Here is a 20,774-nt window from a genome sequence, read left to right as displayed (position 1 = left end):
CCCCAAAAACTTATCTTACTCAGCAGGCTTGATGATTTCGATCTTCGCCTTGTCCTTCAGGTCTTTCAGGACAGACTGAAGCTTGTCGGCAATCACGATATCGCGCACCTGATCCTTGACGGCCTCAAAGCTCGGCAGTTCCTGGGAACGACGATCTTCCACCTTGATGACGTGCCAGCCGAACTGTGTCTGAACCGGTTCTTTGCTGTGGCTGCCGATGTCCATGGAGAATGCGGCGTCGGCAAAGGGTTTCACCATGCGGCCATGGGCAAAATAGCCGAGATCACCACCACCCGGGCCGCTGGGGCCGGTTGATTTGGTCTTTGCGAGTTCTGCGAAATCAGCGCCGCCATCAAGTTCCTTGATGATGGCTTTGGCTTCGTCTTCCGTCTTGACCAGAATATGCCGGGCGCGGGTTTCCTGCTCTGGTGTGATCTGACCGATTTCCTGATCATAGCGGGCCTTGATATCCGCGTCCGTTACAGCTTTTTCGACCACTTCGGAGAAATAGGCATTGCGCAGGGCACGGCGACGGAGAAAGGCCATCCGTTTTTCGAATGTCTCGTTCTTGTCGAGATTCTGGCCTTCTGCAGCTTCCGCAAACACAAATGTGTCAACGAGGAGGTCAATAATGGTCTGTCTCCGGTTGGCTTCCGGGACACGGGCCAGTTGCTCCTGGAAATCGATGGATGCGAATTCGATATCAGACTCGGTGATCACCTGCCCGTTTACCTTGGCGACAATCTTGCTGTCTTCTGCCGATGCGAGCCCGGTCATTGAGCCGATGGCAAGGGTTGAAGTCAGAAGAGTCGCGGCTGCAAAAGCCACCGGGCGAAGAGAAGAGATCATAAGACGGCTTCCTTGTTCAGGACCGAAAGTTCAAAACCACGGGAAACGGGCCCTGATTGCGGATCGATCCGGTCAGTTGACAACACTCCGGACCACTCTTATCTCTCGTTCGGCCTTCCGTCCATCGTGTCACGGTTTTTTGTTGAAATAGGATGCAGAAACCGCGAAAACGGGGCCCGCGGATCATATTGATCCGTGCGACTTATTTTGACGATCAGAATGCCGCGCGCCAATCGGCTGCTGCTGGCTCAGAAAGGACTTCTTGATGATCGGCCTCGGTGCGCTTGCGCGCAAGATTTTTGGCTCAGCGAATGACCGCCGCGTCAAGTCGTATTCCCCTCGTATCGCCCAGATCAATGCGCTGGAAGCGGAACTGGAAAAACTATCTGACGAGCAATTGCGTGCTCGCACGGATGAGTTCAGGAAACAGCTTGCCGACGGGGCAACATTGGACAGCCTTCTGGTGCCGGCCTTCGCGACGGTTCGTGAGGCCGCAAAACGTGTGCTGGGTCAGCGTCACTATGATGTGCAGATGATTGGCGGCATGGTGCTGAATGATCGGTCTATTGCGGAAATGCGGACTGGTGAGGGCAAGACGCTGGTTGCCACTCTGCCGACCTATCTGAATGCATTGACCGGCAAAGGCGTTCATGTGGTGACGGTCAACGACTATCTGGCCCGTCGTGACGCGGAGTGGATGGGGCAGATCTACGGTTTTCTCGGTCTGACGACCGGTATCATTGTCCATGGTCTGGAAGAGGAAGAGCGCGCAGAGGCTTATGCCGCTGACATCACCTACGGCACCAACAACGAGTTCGGCTTTGACTATCTTCGTGACAACATGAAGATGGACAAGGAGGAGATGGTTCAGCGCGGGCACTACTTTGCCATTGTCGATGAGGTGGACTCGATTCTCGTCGATGAGGCCAGAACGCCGCTGATTATCTCCGGCCCGATCGAAGACCGCTCTGATCTTTATACTCTGATTGATGCTGTTATCCCGCGTCTTGAAGAGGATGACTACGAGCTTGATGAAAAGCAGAAATCTGCATCCTTTACCGAGGCCGGTACGGAAAAGCTCGAAACCATGCTGATGGAAACGGGCCTTCTGAAAGGCGAGTCCCTTTATGATGTGGAGAACGTTTCCGTTGTTCATCATCTGAACATGGCCTTGCGGGCCCACAAGCTGTTTGAGCGGGACCGCGACTATATCGTCCGCAATGATGAAGTTGTCATCATTGACGAGTTTACCGGCCGCATGATGCCCGGACGCCGTTACGCGGAAGGCCAGCACCAGGCGCTTGAAGCCAAGGAAAGCGTGACCATCCAGCCGGAAAACCAGACACTGGCGTCCATCACGTTCCAGAATTATTTCCGCATGTATGATAAGCTGGCCGGGATGACCGGTACGGCCATGACCGAAGCGGATGAATTCCTCGATATCTATGGCCTTGATGTTATTGATATCCCGACGAATGTGGATGTTCAGCGTGTTGATGAGGATGATGAGGTCTACAGGACCGTTGATGAGAAATACAACGCTATCATTGAGCTGCTGAAAGATTGCCGCGAGCGCGGGCAGCCGGTTCTCGTGGGTACGGCATCCATCGAGAAGTCCGAGTTTCTGGCGGAAGCGCTGCGCAAGGAAGGCGTCAAGGATGTTCAGGTCCTGAATGCCCGCTATCACGAGCAGGAAGCCTTTATCGTGTCGCAGGCCGGTGTGCCCGGTGCAATCACCATTGCCACCAATATGGCGGGCCGCGGAACGGACATTCAGCTTGGCGGCAATGCGGACATGCGGATTGCCCATGAGCTGGGCGAGATGGAAGAAGGTTCTGAGCGGGATGCAAAAGAACAGGCTATCCGCGATGAGATTGCTACGCTGAAAGAACAGGCTCTGGCCGCTGGTGGTCTCTATGTGATGGCGACCGAGCGTCATGAGAGCCGCAGGATCGACAACCAGTTGCGTGGCCGTTCCGGTCGTCAGGGTGACCCTGGGCGTTCCAAGTTTTTCCTGTCGCTTCAGGATGACCTGATGCGTATCTTCGGCTCAGACCGGATGGATGGCGTGCTGCAGAAACTCGGCCTGAAAGAGGGTGAGGCGATTGTTCACCCCTGGGTCAACAAGGCGCTTGAGCGTGCCCAGAAAAAGGTTGAGGCGCGCAACTTCGACATTCGTAAGAATGTTCTCAAGTTTGACGATGTGATGAATGACCAGCGTAAGGTCATTTTCGAGCAGCGCCTTGAGCTGATGAGCGACGAGAATACCGCTGAGACTATTGCTGACATGCGTGAGGAAGTGATCGAGGATATGGTGCAGAAGCATATCCCCGAGAAAGCCTATGCAGAGCAGTGGGATACGGAAGGTCTGAAGGCACAGGTTCAGGAAGTTCTCGGCCTTGATCTGCCGATTGATGAATGGGCCAAGGAAGAAGGCATTGCGGATGATGAAATCCGCGAGCGGATTACGCGGACGACAAACGAGCTGGCCACCGCCCGGTCCGAGCGTTTTGGTCCGGACGTCATGCAGCAGGTGGAAAAGGCTGTTCTGTTGCAGACGCTTGACCACCTCTGGCGTGAGCATCTGTCAACTCTTGATCAGCTTCGTGCTGTGATCGGGCTGCGCGGTTATGGCCAGCGTGACCCGCTTCAGGAATACAAGACCGAGAGCTTTGGCCTGTTTGAGGCTATGCTGAGCAATCTGCGTATCATGGTGACAGGGCAGTTGCTGCAATTTGAACTTCAGCAGGCCCCGAGCTTTGATCAGCCGGATGAGATTGAAATGCACGCGGAACATATCAATCCGCTGACCGGTGAAAATGACGTTGAGCTTGCCGCGCTCTCTGATGAAGAGAATCCGGAAGCCTGGGGCAAGGTTGGACGGAATGAGCCTTGTCCTTGTGGATCCGGCAAAAAGTTCAAACATTGCCACGGCAAATACTGATCGCTATGATCTCTTGAAGCCCAGCTCAGGCTGGGCTTTTTGACTTTTTGGTACAAAAATACTGTTGCTGCATCGCAACAGACATAAAACATTAACCTTGGCCGGGCATGGTTGTGGGGATTTCTGTGATGAAATCGCTGGGAAGGGGTTCCGTTTTCAACATGCACGTGCGAAAGAATGCCCAACTTCAGACTCACCAGATTCTGAAGGGCATGTGAACGACACCAAGACCATATGATCAATATGGCAAAATTGAGTTTCTAGGGGACGTGGGACAGATGAGTCTTTCAGTAAAGATTATTGCGTTTGTATTTGGTATCGCTCTTTATGGCGCAGCTGGCCTTGTTCTGGCTAACGCAGCCAATACCGAGACGGCATCTCAGACAGCGATTGTTGCTCAGTAAGGCTGGCAATTTTCTGCTGACCGGGACCATACCCCCAATCTCCATTGCTATCCGATTGTGACAGCCCGATAATGGGTCTCTTTGATGGGGCTTGAGATCGGGTTTTTCATGTCATTTGATCAGATTGCGCTTTTTTCCCTGTTCGGGCTGGTTTTTGTTTTCCTTTTATGGGGGCGCTTCCGGTACGATCTGGTGGCATTCTGCGCGCTGCTGATAGCGCTTCTGCTTGGGCTCGTTCCGAAGGAAGACGCCTTTAGCGGCTTTGGCCATCCGGCAACGGTCATTGTTGCCCTAGTGCTGATTGTGTCCCGCGGGTTGATTAATTCCGGTGCCATCGACGTCCTGACACGCCATCTGATTGACCCGGCTCGTGGTCTGCCTGGTCATATAAGCCTGATTGGTGGTCTTGGCGGTCTGTTGTCCGGCTTTATGAACAATGTGGCGGCTCTGGCGCTTCTGATGCCGGTTGAGATACAGGCGTCCAAACGTGCTGGCAGGGCCGTTGGCCTCACTTTGATGCCGCTGGCATTTGCGACTATTCTCGGCGGGCTTTTCACGCTGATTGGCACGCCGCCGAATATCATCATTGCAGCATTCCGGGAACAGGCTTTGGGGCAACCGTTCGCCATGTTCGACTTTGCACCGGTTGGCCTGATCTGTGCGGTGGTTGGGATTGCCTTTATCGCGCTTGTGGGCTGGCGTCTGATTCCACGCGCCGGCAATGGCGGTGACGGAGAAAAAGCGGGCTTCGAGATCGAAAATTATATCGCTGAACTTCTGGTGCCGGAAGGATCCGGTGCGGTTGGCCAGCGTATAGCAGATCTTGATGACACCGCTGAAGAGGCTGACGCTGCGCTGATCGGGTTGGTCAGGAATGGAAAGCGCAAGCCCGGAAGGGCGCGACTTGAGGAGATTGCTGCGGGTGACATTCTGGTTGTTGAGGCAAGGCCTGATGCGATTGATCGCCTGCGCGGATTGCTCACGCTGGAATATGCGGGCGAAGAATATCATGCGAAAGCCGCTGCTGGCGGCATGTCTCTTATCGAGGTTGTGGTGCCACGGGATGCACGGATTGACGGACGGAGCGCCCTGTCCCTTGGCTTGCTCTACAGGCAGGGTGTGACGCTTCTGGGCGTTTCTCGGCAGGGCAGGAAATTCCGGAACCGTGTGAGAAAGCTTCCGATTGAGGCGGGCGATGTCCTTCTGCTTCTTGGACCATCAGAACGGTTGTCTGATGTAACGCAATGGCTTGGATGTCTGCCGTTGGCTGAGCGCGGACTGAGTGTCACGCAAAGAAGCAAGGCGCTTCCCGCTGCCCTGATTTTTGCCGCAGCCATTGCTCTGGCCAGCTTCGGGCTGGTTTATCTGCCTGTGGCTCTGGCCTGTGCGGCGGTACTCTATGTTCTTTTGAATATCGTGCCGCTCCGTGAGGTCTATGATCAGATTGAATGGCCAGTCGTGGTTCTGCTGGGGTCGATGATTCCCCTTGGTTCCGCTCTGGAACAGGCCGGAGGGACAGGGCTTATCGCTTCGGGTATCATTACGCTGACAGATGGTTATACGGCGCCCGTGGTTCTGGCTCTCCTGATGGTTGTAACCATGACCCTGTCGGATGTTCTGAACAATACCGCGACAACCGTGATTGCGGCCCCGATTGCTATCGAGATTGCCCAGACGCTACAGGTTAATCCGGACGCTTTTCTTATGGGAGTTGCCATATCGGCATCCTGCGCTTTTCTGACGCCGATCGGACACAAGAACAATACTCTGATCATGGGGCCCGGCGGATATGCTTTTGGCGATTACTGGCGGATGGGCCTGCCGCTTGAGCTGATTGTGATTGCCGTCGCGGTGCCGTCCATTCTCTTTTTCTGGCCGCTTTAGCAGAGCCTGGTCTTTAGAAATTAGTTTAGCTGTGGAGCTGCTTCTTCATTCTTCATCAACGGATCGGGGAGATAATAGCGGCAACTGCAGGGGATCTGATATCAATGTTGCGCAAATTCCTGAAAGATGATCGAGGAGCCACGGCCGTAGAATATGGCCTGATTCTGGCTATGATTTCGATTCTTGGTCTTGCTGCGCTGGATGATACGCCAATTGATGATATTTTCGGACGTCTGGGTAATCTGATTTCTGCGTCAGGTGCGTCGGGTCAATAAAGACTCTTATTTCAAAGACTCTTATTTTTTCGCGATTCTGATCTTTTTGCCCATTTCCATTCTTTCCTATGGTTGCCAGGCAAGGTCTATTTGTCCTTGTCAAAAGCTCGGACAGCGTCTTCCAGACGCTGCTTTGCGCCGCCTGGTTCAAGAGGGCGCTGTTGGCTCTCATGCGGTGCCCAGCCGGAAAATGAGATGATCTGGAATGTGGCGCGGATACGCCCGTCGGAATCGGAATATTTTTCCTGATAGAGCGCTTCAGCCCGGTGCAGGATTGATCGATTGAGGGCCGGGGTTCTTTTGTCAGCGAAAGCCGATGTGCCGCCCATGGCTCGGATATCCCGAATCAGATCGATAAATGTGCTGTAGCGAACTGTGATTGCGTCCTGATCAATGACAGGAAGGCTGAAACCGGTCCGCTGCAGGAGACCGCCCATTGTCTGGATATCCAGTGACGGGATGACGCGCAGTGCTGCACCATCTCTCAACTCGAGTTCTGCAGTTGTCAGCACATCTCTCAGCTCGTAAAGCGTCTCGCCGCCCAGCATTGAACCAATCAACAGGCCGTCTGGCTTCAGTGCCCGCCTCGCCTGAATCAGTATTCCCGGCAGGTCATTGGCCCATTGCAGTGCAATCGGGCTCACAATCAGATTGAGTGTTTCCCGGGAAAAGGGCAGGACTTCCTCATCTGTGACCAGGTCCGGGTCCTGATCCTGGGACCATGCTGTTCTTGTGATCTGGCCAATGTTCGGGAGCGCGCGGAGACCGGTTGACAAATAGCCTGTCGGGTCTGTCAGAGCCACGGTTTGCGCGAAGTCACGGGAGATGACACTGAGGCGGTCGAGAATATCATCAACAGCAGCTTCATACAGAAAGGTTGCCTTGTTGCCATGATATCTCAGAGCGCGAGCCTGAATGGCAAATTGCTGCTGTCGGTTGAAGAGTCTGCTTGTCATGGTGCAAGATCAACATATGAAAACGGTACGAGTGATCTATGTTGCGCAATCCGATTGAACGAGCAACTGTTTCCGGGATTGGACGAGCTGCGCTGAACTGGCTTTTGCCGTCATTCTGTCCGTCTTGCCGTATACTCGTTGCATCCGGAGACGGGTTCTGCATGCAGTGCTGGTCCCGGTTGAACTGGATTGAGCGGCCCTATTGCGAACGCCTTGGAATACCCTTTGCCTATGATATCGGTTCTGGTGCTCTGTCTGCGGAGGCTATTGCTAACCCGCCGCCCTTCGGCCGGGCGCGGGCTGCGGTTCTTTATGATGAGCGTGTCCAGCGTGTCATTCACCGTTTCAAATATCTGGACCAGCCGGAACTGAGCCATTTTCTCGGTCCTATGCTTCTGCGTGCTGCTGGAGACCTTCTGGCGCATGCGGATCTTATTGTGCCTGTGCCATTGCATAGAAGACGCCTTTGGCAGCGACGTTACAATCAGTCTGCGGAGCTTGCCAGAACTCTTGGGTGCCTCTCGGGAATTGCTGTGGATTTTGACGGCTTTGAACGAATCAAGCCGACAATCCGGCAAGTGGGACTGGTTGCCCGGGATCGCAAGCGTAATGTTCAGGGTGCCTTTCGTGTGACCGATAACGGTCGTGCCAGTTTCTTTGGCAAGTCGGTTCTGCTGGTCGATGATGTCCTGACAACCGGAGCGACGGTGGATGCCTGTACACGTGCGCTTCTGCGGGGAGGATGCCGTTCTGTCGATGTTGTGACCTTTGCAAGGGTTGCAGCGCCGGGGGGATCTCCCATATAAGGCCGGAAATATTTTCTGTCAGAGTTCTGGAACCCGTTCTGGACCGTTTATTCTGACACAGACAAAGGAAGACCATAGATGGCGCAAGTAACAATCTATACCCGCCAGTTTTGCGGCTATTGCTCTCGTGCGAAGAAACTTCTGGAAAAGAAGGGTGCCAAATACAAGGAGCACGACGCCACATACTCTCCGGCTCTGAAGGCGGAAATGGTCAAGAAGGCAAATGGCAAGAAAACATTCCCGCAGATTTTTATCGGCGACAAGCACGTTGGTGGCTGTGATGAGTTGTTTGACCTTGAGTGGGACGGCAAGCTGGATAAATTGCTTGCGGCCTGAACTCGGGCTAAACTCATCACCGGATAACAACCTGCAGGAATGAAATTGATTTGTTTCTGTGTTCGGTGATTGTTGAATGCAGATCCTCAGAACGGGATACCCATGACGTCATTTCGAGCGGCCTGTGTGCAAATGTGCTCAGGCCGGAAAGTCAGCGATAATCTGAAGGAAGCTGAAGCTCTTGTCAGAGCCGCGGCCGGGCAGGGTGCTCATTATGTGCTGACGCCGGAAATGACGACGATCATGGAGCTTGATCGTGCATCCATGCAAGATGAAGTAACCGCTGAAACCGATCACGAGGTTCTTGCCACTTTTTCCGGTCTGGCGCGGGATCTGAAGATTGCCCTCCATGTGGGGTCCGTTGCTGTGCGCCTTGATGATGGCCATCTTGCCAACCGGGCTTATCTGTTCGGTACAGATGGCCGTCTGCAGGCTAGTTATGACAAGCTGCATATGTTTGACGTGGATCTGGCCGGTGGAGAAAGTTATCGGGAATCGGCGTCCTATCAGGCCGGACAGGATGCGGTTCTGGCCGACCTGCCCTGGGGGCGGCTCGGGTTCTCTATCTGTTATGATGTGCGCTTTCCCCATCTTTACCGGACTTACGCAAAGGCAGGGTCCGATTTCGTCGCGATTCCAGCCGCTTTTACTGAACAGACCGGTCGGGCGCACTGGCATGTACTGCTCCGGGCCAGGGCAATTGAAACCGGGTGTTTTGTCTTTTCTGCTGCGCAGAGCGGAGCGCATGATGACGGAAGGCGGACCTATGGACATTCGATGATTATCGATCCATGGGGCGCAATCCTGGCCGAGGCGGAAGATGGACCTGGTTTTATCACGGCTGAGATTGATCCTCAGTTGACTGAAAAGGCCCGCAGTCGGATACCGGCTCTCTCTCATGACCGGCATTTCTCTATCCAGATGGCCGGGCTTGCGGACGATGCCGAGGCGGCATCATGATCAAATACAGTCTTCAATGTGATATGAAGCATGAGTTTGAGGGCTGGTTCCGATCGGCTGACGACTTTGAGCGCCAGGCTGACCTGGGTGTTCTGTCCTGCCCCACATGCGGGTCCGGTACGGTTACAAAAACCCTGATGGCCCCTGCTGTTTCCACCAGCCGCAAGAAGACGGTCACCGCCATGGTGGCGCAGGAAGAGCAACAGCGGCAGATGGTGGAGGCTCTGAAAGAGCTGCGCAACAAAGTGACTGAGAGCGCTGACTATGTGGGTGACAAATTCGCAGAAGAAGCGCGTCGTATCCACTACGGAGAGGTGGAGCACCGCGGCATCTATGGTGAGGCCACAACGGATGAAGCAAGAGAGCTGATCGACGAAGGTGTCGATTTCATGCCCTTGCCGGAGCTTCCCGAAGACAGAAACTGACCAGTTCTGCCAATTCCGACCGCGCTACTCGGACTTTGTTACTCGGGCCGGTGCGTGACAATCATGTAATTCACATTCATGTCGGATGTTCTGATCCACTGATCGGTGAGTGGATTGAAACTGACGCCTGTCTGATCAATCACTTCAAGGCCCGTTGGCGCCAGTGCGATTTCAAGTTCTGACGGTTTGACCAGCTTTTCGTACTGATGCGTTCCTTTGGGCAGCCATTGCAGCACGTATTCCGCACCCACAATGGCCAGCGCATAGGCCTTCAAGGTGCGGTTGATGGTCGCGACAAACATCAGTCCGCCGGGTTTGACCATGCGTGCTGTTGCCGTCATGAACAGCTTGACGTCCGCCACATGCTCGACAACTTCCATATTGAGAACCACGTCGAACTGTTCGCCTGCATCAGCCAGAGCCTCTGCCGTGGTCGCTCTGTAGTCAATGGACAGCTCACTGCGCTCGGCGTGGAGTTGAGCGATGCGGATATTGGTCTCTGAGGCATCTGCACCAATCACATTCGCACCAAGCCGGGCCATGGGTTCAGAGAGAAGACCGCCTCCACAGCCGATATCCAGCAGTCTGAGACCTTTGAAAGCCTCGGGGTCGTTGATGTCACGGTTGAAATGCCGGCAGACGGTTTCCTTGAGATATCCAAGACGAACGGGGTTGAACTTGTGCAGGGGACGGAATTTTCCCGTCGGATCCCACCACTGGTCGGCCATTGCAGAAAAGCGTTCTACCTCGGCATCATCCACCGTGGTGCGCGGGTTCTGATCGTCTGCCATGTGGTAATCTCCGAATCCTGCAGGAAACCATAAGTCTGCTCGTCAATTGAGCCTTTATCAGTGAGGTCGTCGGTCAGTGGTTAAATGTCAAGCCAAAAGACGGATCAAACACTGACTTGCGACATTGGGTCATGGGCTGTATGAATACGCCGCGTCTGGTGCTCTGCGCACGAGACATTGAGAATCCGGAACCCTATTTCTTCAGAATATGAGTGCTTAGCTGATGACGCGTTTGGTCATGAAATTCGGCGGAACTTCCGTTGCGGACTTGGATCGAATTCGGAATGTGGCCCGTCATGTCAAACGTGAGGTGGATCTGGACAACGAGGTGGCTGTTGTTGTCTCAGCCATGGCAGGCAAGACCAATGAACTGGTTGGCTGGTGCAAGGAAGCATCTCCACTGCATGATGCCCGGGAATATGATGCTGTCGTATCCTCCGGGGAGCAGGTGACGTCAGGCCTTCTTGCCATTGTTCTGCAGTCCATGGGTGTTAATGCCCGGTCCTGGCAGGGGTGGCAGATTCCGCTCAAGACCAATGAAGCCCATGGGGCGGCCCGTATTGCTGATATTGATGGCTCTCTTCTGATTGAGCGGATCAGCGGTGGTCAGGTCGCAGTGATTGCCGGGTTCCAGGGCGTTGCCCCTGATAATAGAATAGCCACGCTTGGCCGCGGCGGTTCTGATACCAGTGCTGTTGCCATTGCGTCTGCCATCAATGCTGACCGTTGTGATATCTATACAGATGTGGACGGCGTCTACACCACGGACCCGCGCATCGTTCCCATGGCGCGCAGGCTGGACCGGGTGTCTTTTGAAGAAATGCTGGAAATGGCATCTCTTGGTGCCAAGGTTCTGCAGGTGCGCTCGGTTGAACTGGCCATGGTCCATAATGTGCGAACCTTTGTTCGCTCGAGCTTCAGTGATCCCGAAGACAGCCAGCTTGATGAATATGGCAACCCTCCGGGCACTCTAATTTGTGATGAGGATGAAATCGTGGAAAAGCAGGTTGTAACGGGCATCGCCTATTCCAAGGACGAAGCTGAGCTGTCGCTGCGCAATGTCGCGGACAAGCCGGGCATTGCCGCTGCCGTTTTTGCGCCCTTGTCCGATGCCAATATCAATGTGGACATGATCGTCCAGAATATTTCGGAAGATGGATCGAAGGCCGATATTTCGTTCACCGTGCCAACGAGCGACTATGAGCGCGCGCGTGATGTGATCGAGAGCTCACGTTCGGAAATCGAATTTGATGCTCTGCAGGGATCAACCGATGTGGTGAAGGTATCCGTAATCGGTATCGGTATGCGCAGCCATGCGGGTGTTGCTTCCCAGTGCTTCCAGGCGCTGGCTGAGAAGGGCATCAATATCCGGGCCATTACCACATCTGAAATCAAAATCAGCGTATTGATCGACTCAGCCTATACTGAGCTTGCAGTTCGGACCCTGCATTCGATCTACGGTCTGGATCAGGCTGCCTGACAGGGGTTGCTCAGGCAAAGCCGTTGAACCTGGCAGCCGCTTGAATGGTGGTTGCCAACGGAGAAGTGTTGGATGCGGGCAAGTCTAATTGGACCGCGCGTTTTGTTGCGCCGTTTGCGGGAGGTGATGGCTGAGCCGATCAGCCCGCAGGACAGGCTCGACAAGATTGTTGTGCTGATTGCATCCAACATGGTGACCGAGGTCTGCTCGATCTATGTTCTGCGCTCCGACAATCTGCTTGAACTTTATGCGACCGAAGGCCTGAAGCGCGAAGCTGTTCACCTGACCAATCTGTGCGTCGGTGAAGGTCTGGTCGGGACGATTGCAGCTGACGCGCATCCATTGAACCTGTCTGAAGCCCAGTCGCACCCGGCCTTTGCCTACCGGCCGGAGACCGGTGAGGATCAGTTCCACTCTTTCCTTGGGGTGCCTATTCTCAGGGCAGGACGGACCCTTGGGGTTCTGGTTGTCCAGAATAAGACCCAGAGATCCTATAACGAGGAAGAGGTCGAAGCCCTTCAGACCACAGCCATGGTCCTTGCCGAGATGATCGCTGCTGGCGAGCTTGAAGAGATAGGCAAGACCGGTGTTGATCTTGACCTGCTGCGGCCCGTTGCCCTTGAGGGGGCATCTTTTGCGGAAGGTATCGGGTTGGGGCATGTGGTTCTGCACGACCCGAGGGTTGTTGTAACCGACCTTATTGCAGAAGACAGTGAGCATGAGCGCACGCGTCTTGATGAAGCGATCAATAATCTGCGTCTGTCTGTGGACCGCCTTCTGGATGACAGCAAGATTGCCGGGTCCGGGGAACACCGGGCCATTCTCGAAGCTTATCGGATGTTTGCTCATGACCGCGGCTGGGTGCGGCGAATCAGGGAAGCGCTTGATGCAGGCCTGACGGCGGAAGCGGCCGTGGAACGCGTGCAGAATGATACGCGCGCGCGCATGATGCGTTCGATGGATCCCTACCTTCGCGAGCGGCTTCATGATCTTGATGATCTTGCCAACCGCCTCCTGCGTGAGCTGGTGGGCCGTCCGCATGGGCATTCTGCTGGTAACATGCATCGGGATGCGGTGATCGTTGCACGTAATATGGGTGCGGCTGAGCTTCTTGATTATCAGCATGGTTCCGTGCGTGGCCTCATCCTTGAGGAAGGTGCGCCGACCAGCCATGTGGCTATTGTCGCGCGGTCCCTTGGCATTCCAACGGTCGGCCAGGCAGAGAATGCGACGGCTCTGGTTGAAGATGGTGATGCGATCATCGTCGATGGTGATGCAGGAACCGTGCATCTGCGCCCTGCTGCGGATGTGGAAGCCGCCTATGCCGAGAAAGTCCGGTTCCGTGCCAAGCGGCAGGAAGAATATCAGCAGCTTATCAGCCAGCCCGCACAGACACTTGACGGAGCGATTGTTGATCTCCTGATGAATGCGGGTCTGCTGGTCGATCTCCCCAATGTTGAAGCGTCCGGTGCGGTTGGTATCGGTCTGTTCCGGACCGAACTCCAGTTCATGGTGGCATCCCGTTTTCCCCGGATGACGGAACAGAGAAATTTCTATGCTCAGGTTCTGGATGCGGCGGGGTCGCGTCCGGTGACCTTCCGGTCCATTGACGTGGGAGGGGACAAGGTTCTGCCTTTCCTCAGAACGTCTCCTGAAGAAAACCCGGCCATGGGCTGGCGGGCTATCCGGATCAGCCTTGATCGTCCGAGCCTGCTCAGAACCCAGGTCCGGGCGCTTTTGCATGCTGCCGCGCGCCGGGACCTGCGTTTGATGTTCCCGATGCTGACCGAGGTTGAAGAGTTCGACCAGGCCCGGGAGCTGGTGGAAGCCGAGATCAGGCATCTCACCAAATTTGGTCATGTTGTGCCGAAAAGCCTGAAGCTTGGTGCCATGGTGGAAGTCCCGTCTCTGGTGTTCCAGATTGACGAGCTGCTGCAGCGTGTTGATTTCATCTCCATCGGGTCGAATGATCTGATGCAGTTCTTCATGGCCGTTGACCGGGGCAATACGCGGGTTGCCAATCGTTATGATACGCTGAGTGTTCCGTTTCTGCGGCTGTTGAGGCAGATTGCCAGGAAAGCGGACGAGTATAATGTGCCGGTTACGCTCTGTGGCGAGATTGCCGGGCGACCTCTGGATGCGCTGGCGCTTCTGGCTATCGGCTATACCAAGCTGTCGATGACGCCAGCGTCTATCGGTCCTATCAAATCCATGGTGCGCGCTGTGGATCTGGAAGATCTGAAGAAGACGATTTCTCCACTTATCGGTGTTTCCGATGATCTGTCGGATGTTCGGACGGAGCTCGCAGCCTATGCAAAGGCTCATCGTATTCCGATTTAGCCAGACTCGTATCTCGTCGTCTCTATCCTGCTTTTGAAATGGACATTCTGAATGGTTCAGCTCTCCGAATCCAAACTTGACAGCCTGCTTGCCCGTTTTGAGGCTATCCAGTCCGAGATGGCATCCGGGCCGGAGGCTGATGTCTATGTGAAGCTCTCGAGAGAATATGCGGATCTTGAGCCGGTGGCGCAGAAGGTTCTGGAACTCAAGTCCATCCGGACGGAACTGGAAGGCATTGACGATCTGCTGCAATCCGGTGATGCGGAGATGGTGGAGCTGGCTGAACTTGAAAAACCGGACCTTGAAGAGCGACTTGAGGCGCTTGAGGGCGAGGTGCAGGTTCTGCTGTTGCCCAAGGACGCGGCTGACACGAAGAGTGCCATTCTGGAAATCCGCGCTGGTACCGGTGGTGACGAAGCGGCTCTTTTCGCCGGAGATCTCTTCCGCATGTATCAGCGGTATGCCGAACTCCACGGCTGGCGTGTCCAGGTCATGTCGGTGAGTGAGGGTGATGTGGGCGGTTACAAGGAGATTATCGCCTCTGTTGCTGGTGCCGGGGTTTTTGCCCGGCTGAAATTTGAATCCGGAGTGCATCGTGTGCAGCGGGTGCCGGAAACAGAATCCGGTGGCCGCATTCACACATCTGCTGCAACGGTCGCGGTTTTGCCGGAGGCGGAAGATATTGATATCGAGATTCTCGATCAGGATATCCGGATTGATACGATGCGGGCTTCCGGGGCTGGCGGTCAGCATGTGAACACGACTGATTCCGCTGTTCGGATTACCCATATCCCGACAGGGATTGTTGTGATTTCAGCAGAGAAATCGCAGCATCAGAACCGGGCTCAGGCGATGAAGGTTCTTCGGTCGCGTCTGTTTGATGAAGAGCGCCGCCGGGCGCAGGAAGAACGCGCCGCAGACCGTCGTGACCAGGTGGGTTCAGGAGATCGTTCGGAACGGATCCGGACTTATAACTTTCCCCAGGGCCGGGTGTCTGACCATCGCATCAACCTGACCCTCTACAAGCTCGACAAGGTTCTCGAAGGTGAAGGTCTTGAGGAATTCGTAGATGCGCTCATTCTCGATCATCAGACGCAGTTGCTGCTGTCCGAGAACAATGAGGATGCATGACGGTCATTCCGAATGAGGTCTTTACACCAGATGTAACGCGAGAGCAGGCTGTCAGGCTGTTTCGCGATCATCTCAGGGCCGCAGGGCTGGACAATCCAGCGCTGGATGCCCGCCACCTCTGCCTTGCAGCCTTCCAGACGGAGAGTGCGGGTCTGATTACAAGCGGACATCTTGCCCTGTCCGGTGAGGAATGCGCCCTACTGAATGAGTGGCTTGTTCGCCGGGTTGCGCAGGAGCCGGTCGGCCGCATCCTGGGGCGCCGGGACTTCTGGGGTCTTTCCTTCAGGCTGGGGCCGGAGACGCTTGAGCCGCGACCGGATACAGAGGTTCTGGTTGAAACCGTCCTGAACTGGATTGATCACAATGGTGGGCGGAGCCAGGCTCTGCGCCTTGTGGATGTCGGAACCGGAACCGGTTGTATCGCTATTGCCCTTCTGCATGAACTTCCGAATGCAACATGTGTCGCTCTTGATATCAGTCTTGATGCGTTAAGGGTCGCGCGCAGCAATGCTGAAAATCTTGGTGTCGGTGCACGCTTTTTCCCAGTCTGTGGATCATATCTGGACGTGATTGGCGCCTGTGACCTGCTGGTCTCGAATCCTCCCTATATCGCCACCCCGGTTATTAAAACCCTGTCTGAGGAGGTCCGGTGTCATGATCCGATGCGAGCTCTTGATGGTGGCCTGTCAGGCCTGATTGCCTATGAAACGATGATGCTGATGGTTGCCCATAACAAGCCTTCGGGATTGCGCGCCGGGTTTTTCGAAATCGGATACGACCAGGGCAGGGCGGTGGCTGAAATTGTGCGAGAAACCTCCGGTAGGGAACCTCATCTGGTGCGTGATTTGGAGCAACAGGATCGCGTCATATGGTTTGAGGTATAAAAAGACGGTTTTGTCCCGATTGTTTTATAAAAAAGGCTTGGAAAATCCTGATGAAACAGCTAGGGTCCGTTCACCGAAAGGCGCTTGACTGATTGCTTGTCGCATCGGGCTTTCCTTCAAGGCAACCGGGAGATGGGTCTGGGACCCGTTGATTTAGTTTCTGTGTCATGATTGGCGTGGATGGCTTTCGAGCTGGTGCTTCTGCATGGTTCGATTGCAAACGGATTGGGTGAGGCCGAGCACTCTTCAGTGTAAACTCCCTGTAACACGTAGCCGACAGCACCTGCCGTGATCCTGGATCACCTGGCAAGACGCTGAATAGAGAATGGCGTGATGAGGCAAGGACAGTCTAACAAAAGAATGCGTGGCCGTAATCGTAAGGGCCCGAATCCACTAAGCCGTACATATGAGAGCAATGGCCCTGATGTGAAAATCAGAGGAACTGCACTTCATATTGCTGACAAGTATCTTGCTCTTTCCCGGGATGCTCAGGCGGCCGGTGATCGCGTAATCGCTGAAAACTATCTTCAGCATGCTGAGCATTATTCTCGTATTGTCGCTGCTGCCCAGTCACAGGCTCAGCAGACGCGCGAAGCTGAGCAGAGCCAGCCTCGCGATGTTGCTGTTCCGGGATCTGATGAAGTTCTGGCGGAAACCGGCGTTGCTGCGGAGCAGGTGAACGGATCCGGACATGGCGAGAAGGCTGCTTCTGATACTCCCGCTGCAGACAGGGGCGAAGACGCAGGCGAAAATGGCCTGGCCGCCATGTCGATGATGCAGGCTTCTGACGATGGGGATGCAGACAAGCCTGCACCGCGTCGTCGTGTTTCCAAGCCTCGTGCTCCGAGAAAGCCTGTTACAGCATCTGCAGGTGATGAAGAGGGCGCTGCCCCGGCTCCGCGCCGTGCGCCGCGTCGGCGTACGCCGAAAGCTGAGGCGACGCCTGCTGAAGAATAGAACCCTGAAAGGTTCATCCGGATTTGAGAAAGCCCGATCATGCGATCGGGCTTTTTTGTTTGGCCTGGCCCCTTCTGATTTTGTGCGGCTGCATCTTTTTGTGACGGTTGGTCGGCCCTATATTAATGATGCAGCTTGCCTGTCTGGGAGCTGTGCTTGAAATTGGTTCGAGTCGTTGATCGCGTGCCATTATGGGCGAGGTCAGCGGGCTAAAGAGGGTAACCAGATGTCTTTTGAAAAATTTACTGAACGTTCGCGCGGGTTCATTCAGTCTGCGCAGAATAGTGCCCTTGCCCAGGGACATCAGCAATTCACGCCTGAGCATGTGCTCAAGGTTCTGCTGGATGATTCCGAAGGCCTTTGCGCCGGATTGATCGACGCATCAGGCGGTCGGGTTGCGGATATTATCAAGGCCAATGACCAGGCCCTGTCAAAACTGCCCAAGGTGGAGGGCGGTAATGGTCAGATCTATCTTGCAGCACCGTTGGCCCGGGTGTTTGAGAAGGCGCAATCAATTGCGACCAAGGCGGGCGATTCCTTTGTGACCGTTGAGCGGCTTCTGCTGGCTTTATGTCTTGAGACAGGCACAGAAGCCGGGAAGGCGCTTAAACATGGCGGCGTGACAGCCGATGCGCTGAACCGCCAGATCAATGAACTGCGCAAGGGCCGCACTGCAGATACGGCGTCAGCCGAAAATGGCTATGATGCGCTGAAGAAATATGCGCGCGATCTGACACAGGATGCACGCGACGGCAAACTGGACCCGGTTATTGGTCGCGATGAGGAAATCCGTAGAACAATTCAAGTGCTCAGCAGGCGTACAAAGAACAATCCTGTTCTGATTGGCGAGCCCGGGGTTGGCAAGACAGCAATTGCCGAAGGGTTAGCCCTGCGGATCCTCAATGGTGACGTCCCTGAATCACTGCGCGACAAAGCCCTGATGGTTCTCGATATGGGCGCGCTGATTGCCGGTGCGAAATATCGGGGAGAGTTTGAGGAACGTCTGAAGGCTGTTCTGTCGGAAGTTCAATCAGCGGATGGTTCGATCATCCTGTTTATTGATGAGATGCATACACTGGTTGGAGCCGGGAAGGCAGACGGGGCCATGGATGCTTCCAATCTGCTGAAACCTGCCCTGGCTCGTGGTGAACTCCATTGTGTTGGAGCGACCACGCTGGATGAGTATCGCCAGCATGTTGAGAAAGATGCAGCGCTTGCTCGGCGGTTCCAGCCTGTTTTTGTCAGTGAGCCCAACGTGGAGGACACGATCTCCATTCTTCGTGGCATCAAAGAGAAATACGAGCTGCATCACGGTGTTCGTATTGCTGATTCTGCCCTTGTTGCAGCGGCAACCTTGTCCAATCGGTATATTACCGACCGTTTTCTGCCGGACAAGGCGATCGATCTGGTGGATGAGGCATCGTCCCGTCTGCGCATGCAGGTCGATTCCAAGCCGGAGGAGCTTGATGAGCTGGACCGCCGGATTATTCAGTTGAAGATTGAGCGCGAAGCCCTGAAGGCTGAAACTGATCAGGGATCGAAAGACAGGCTCGAACGCCTTGAGAAAGAGCTTGCTGATCTTGAAGACCAGTCCCAGTCGATTGCTCAGCGCTGGCAGGCGGAAAAGTCCAAACTCTCAGATACGCAGGATCTGAAAGAGCAATTGGATCAGGCCAGAAGTGAGTTGGAGCGGGCACAGCGGCAGGGCGATCTGGCGCGTGCCGGTGAGCTTGCCTACGGAATTGTTCCTGACCTCGAACAGAAACTGGCTGAGGCAGACGCTGAAAAAGACGGGGAAGAGACCGGTCGATCCATGCTGGATGAAACCGTCAACCCGGACCATATCGCGCATATCGTTTCCCGCTGGACCGGTGTGCCGGTTGACAAGATGCTGTCCGGGGAGCGTGAGAAGCTCCTGTCCATGGAAGATGGCCTTTCCCGGCGTGTTGTTGGTCAGTCGGATGCTGTCCAGGCTGTGTCTAAGGCCGTGCGCCGATCCCGGGCCGGACTGCAGGATCCAAACAGGCCGATCGGGTCTTTCATGTTCCTTGGACCGACAGGCGTTGGGAAAACCGAGCTCACCAAGGCTCTGGCGGATTTCCTGTTTGATGATGAAACGGCCATGGTTCGGCTGGATATGTCAGAATATATGGAGAAGCATTCTGTCTCTCGTCTGATTGGTGCGCCTCCCGGCTATGTGGGGTATGAGGAAGGCGGTGCGCTGACGGAAGCTGTGCGCCGTCGTCCCTATCAGGTTGTCCTGTTTGACGAGATCGAAAAAGCGCATTCTGATGTGTTCAATGTACTGTTGCAGGTTCTTGATGATGGACGCCTGACAGACGGTCAGGGTCGGACCGTTGATTTCCGCAATACGCTTCTGATCATGACATCCAATATTGGTGCCGAATTCATGACGTCTCTGGCCGATGGTGCTGACGTGGATACGGTCCGCGAGCCGGTGATGGATGCGGTGAAAGGGCATTTCCGCCCCGAATTTCTCAATCGTGTGGATGAGACCCTGCTGTTTCACAAGCTCAAGCGAGAGCAGATGGGGCGGATTGTCGAAATCCAGATCAGGCGGCTGCAGGCTTTGTTGAAAGACAGGCAGATTGAACTGGAGCTTGACGGATCGGCCACAAGCTGGCTGGCAGACAAGGGGTATGACCCGGCTTTCGGCGCGCGCCCGCTGAAACGGGCTATCCAGCGTTATGTACAGGACCTGTTGGCTGAAAAACTGTTGTCTGGTGATATTTCAGATGGCCAGTCTCTGATTGTGACAGCCAAGGGAGATCACCTGTTCTTTGAGACGCAGGCGGGTGATGTGATCGCAGCCTGACCCATATGATGGTGAATCAAAAACGGGGCATGGATTTCCATGCCCCGTTTGCGTTTCTTCAGTTCGCTGCCAGTGTTCGTTTGCCGGAACTATCCTCGTAAAGCAGCTCATCAATGCTTTTCTGCTGCTGCTCGAAATCCGTCAGCATGGTCCCGTCGAGTACACGACCCCGTGGTAGCCGGATGCGCATCGGGTTTACCCGTCGGCCATTGACTCGCACTTCATAATGCAGATGAGGTCCGGTTGAGAGGCCGGTTGACCCCACATAGCCAATAACCTGACCCTGCCGGACGCGCGTTCCGGGGCGGATCCCTTTTGCGAAAGCCGTCTGGTGAGCGTAGGCGGTTTCATATCCGTTGGCATGCTGGATGGTGGTGAACTTGCCATAACCGCGTTTCCAGCCGGCATGGGTGATCGTACCATTGCCTGCCGCCAGAATTGGTGTTCCGCGCGGAGCAGACCAGTCAACACCGCTGTGCATCTTGCGGATCCCGAGAATGGGGTGGCGCCGCATGC

General features: G+C 55.0%; 18 protein-coding genes (1 of these 18 cut by a window edge). 14 read left to right on the top strand and 4 right to left on the bottom strand.

Annotated elements, in window-relative coordinates:
* Window positions 1-15: 15 nt before the first annotated feature.
* Window positions 16-849, bottom strand: coding sequence for a peptidylprolyl isomerase (locus RA157_RS05285; RefSeq protein WP_350335426.1), 834 nt, complete (start codon window positions 847-849; stop codon window positions 16-18).
* 265 nt (window positions 850-1,114) lie between these two features.
* Between RA157_RS05285 and secA the strand changes: the two genes are divergently transcribed.
* The 4 genes from secA (at window position 1,115) to RA157_RS05265 (ending at window position 6,356) form a co-directional block, all read left to right on the top strand.
* The gene (secA, locus tag RA157_RS05280) at window positions 1,115-3,793 is read left to right on the top strand and encodes a preprotein translocase subunit SecA (protein ID WP_350335425.1); all 2,679 of its coding nucleotides are present in this window, start codon (window positions 1,115-1,117) and stop codon (window positions 3,791-3,793) included.
* Window positions 3,794-4,071: 278 nt separating this feature from the next.
* Window positions 4,072-4,197, top strand: a complete 126-nt coding sequence (locus RA157_RS05275) for a hypothetical protein (RefSeq protein ID WP_350335424.1) — start codon at window positions 4,072-4,074, stop codon at window positions 4,195-4,197.
* 84 nt (window positions 4,198-4,281) lie between these two features.
* Window positions 4,282-6,081 (top strand): SLC13 family permease, encoded by a 1,800-nt coding sequence (locus tag RA157_RS05270; RefSeq protein WP_350335423.1) that lies wholly within the window; start codon window positions 4,282-4,284, stop codon window positions 6,079-6,081.
* Window positions 6,082-6,185: 104 nt separating this feature from the next.
* Window positions 6,186-6,356 carry a Flp family type IVb pilin gene (locus tag RA157_RS05265; RefSeq protein WP_350335422.1) on the top strand — a complete coding sequence of 57 codons (171 nt, stop codon included), beginning with the start codon at window positions 6,186-6,188 and terminating at the stop codon, window positions 6,354-6,356.
* 86 nt (window positions 6,357-6,442) lie between these two features.
* Here RA157_RS05265 and RA157_RS05260 read toward each other — a convergent pair whose 3' ends face one another.
* Window positions 6,443-7,312, bottom strand: a complete 870-nt coding sequence (locus RA157_RS05260; protein WP_350335421.1) for a methyltransferase domain-containing protein — start codon at window positions 7,310-7,312, stop codon at window positions 6,443-6,445.
* A 38-nt stretch (window positions 7,313-7,350) separates the two neighbouring features.
* Here RA157_RS05260 and RA157_RS05255 point away from each other — a divergent pair, with 38 nt between their 5' ends.
* From RA157_RS05255 to RA157_RS05240, 4 genes are all read left to right on the top strand, one after another.
* On the top strand, window positions 7,351-8,118 hold the full coding sequence (locus RA157_RS05255) for a ComF family protein (protein WP_350335420.1): 768 nt from the start codon (window positions 7,351-7,353) through the stop codon (window positions 8,116-8,118).
* 78 nt (window positions 8,119-8,196) lie between these two features.
* Entirely contained in the window at window positions 8,197-8,454 is a 258-nt protein-coding gene (gene grxC, locus RA157_RS05250; RefSeq protein ID WP_350335419.1) for a glutaredoxin 3, read from the top strand.
* A 102-nt stretch (window positions 8,455-8,556) separates the two neighbouring features.
* Window positions 8,557-9,414 carry a carbon-nitrogen hydrolase family protein gene (locus RA157_RS05245; RefSeq protein ID WP_350335418.1) on the top strand — a complete coding sequence of 286 codons (858 nt, stop codon included), beginning with the start codon at window positions 8,557-8,559 and terminating at the stop codon, window positions 9,412-9,414.
* Window positions 9,411-9,839 (top strand): DUF1178 family protein, encoded by a 429-nt coding sequence (locus RA157_RS05240; RefSeq protein ID WP_350335417.1) that lies wholly within the window; start codon window positions 9,411-9,413, stop codon window positions 9,837-9,839. Before RA157_RS05245 ends, RA157_RS05240 begins: the two co-directional genes overlap by 4 nt.
* A gap of 38 nt (window positions 9,840-9,877) precedes the next feature.
* On the opposite strand, the gene ubiG is transcribed toward RA157_RS05240, so the two are convergent.
* Window positions 9,878-10,630 carry a bifunctional 2-polyprenyl-6-hydroxyphenol methylase/3-demethylubiquinol 3-O-methyltransferase UbiG gene (gene ubiG / locus RA157_RS05235; protein ID WP_350335416.1) on the bottom strand — a complete coding sequence of 251 codons (753 nt, stop codon included), beginning with the start codon at window positions 10,628-10,630 and terminating at the stop codon, window positions 9,878-9,880.
* Window positions 10,631-10,853: 223 nt separating this feature from the next.
* Between ubiG and RA157_RS05230 the strand changes: the two genes are divergently transcribed.
* The 6 genes from RA157_RS05230 (at window position 10,854) to clpB (ending at window position 20,258) form a co-directional block, all read left to right on the top strand.
* Window positions 10,854-12,110, top strand: coding sequence for an aspartate kinase (locus tag RA157_RS05230; RefSeq protein ID WP_350335415.1), 1,257 nt, complete (start codon window positions 10,854-10,856; stop codon window positions 12,108-12,110).
* Between the two features lie 72 nt (window positions 12,111-12,182).
* On the top strand, window positions 12,183-14,450 hold the full coding sequence (gene ptsP / locus RA157_RS05225; RefSeq protein ID WP_350335414.1) for a phosphoenolpyruvate--protein phosphotransferase: 2,268 nt from the start codon (window positions 12,183-12,185) through the stop codon (window positions 14,448-14,450).
* A gap of 51 nt (window positions 14,451-14,501) precedes the next feature.
* Entirely contained in the window at window positions 14,502-15,581 is a 1,080-nt protein-coding gene (gene prfA / locus RA157_RS05220; protein WP_350335413.1) for a peptide chain release factor 1, read from the top strand.
* On the top strand, window positions 15,578-16,465 hold the full coding sequence (gene prmC / locus RA157_RS05215; protein ID WP_350335412.1) for a peptide chain release factor N(5)-glutamine methyltransferase: 888 nt from the start codon (window positions 15,578-15,580) through the stop codon (window positions 16,463-16,465). The genes prfA and prmC overlap by 4 nt, the downstream gene beginning before the upstream one ends.
* Before the next feature lie 360 nt (window positions 16,466-16,825).
* A complete protein-coding gene (locus tag RA157_RS05210; RefSeq protein ID WP_350335411.1) occupies window positions 16,826-17,422 on the top strand; it encodes a DUF4167 domain-containing protein in 597 nt (198 codons plus the stop codon).
* 226 nt (window positions 17,423-17,648) lie between these two features.
* Complete coding sequence (clpB, locus tag RA157_RS05205) at window positions 17,649-20,258, top strand: ATP-dependent chaperone ClpB (RefSeq protein ID WP_350335410.1); 2,610 nt, start codon at window positions 17,649-17,651, stop codon at window positions 20,256-20,258.
* A 58-nt stretch (window positions 20,259-20,316) separates the two neighbouring features.
* On the opposite strand, the gene RA157_RS05200 is transcribed toward clpB, so the two are convergent.
* Window positions 20,317-20,774, bottom strand: the 3' end of a protein-coding gene (locus tag RA157_RS05200; protein ID WP_350335409.1) for a peptidoglycan DD-metalloendopeptidase family protein. 1,507 nt of this gene lie beyond the right edge of the window; 458 of the gene's 1,965 nt are visible here — the last part of the coding sequence; the start codon falls outside the window, past its right edge; its stop codon occupies window positions 20,317-20,319.

The organism is Coralliovum pocilloporae (assembly GCF_030845175.1).
Classification (GTDB): domain Bacteria; phylum Pseudomonadota; class Alphaproteobacteria; order Rhizobiales; family Cohaesibacteraceae; genus Coralliovum; species Coralliovum pocilloporae.
Note: the sequence above shows the minus strand (reverse complement) of the source record. Positions and strands in the feature narration are given on the sequence as shown.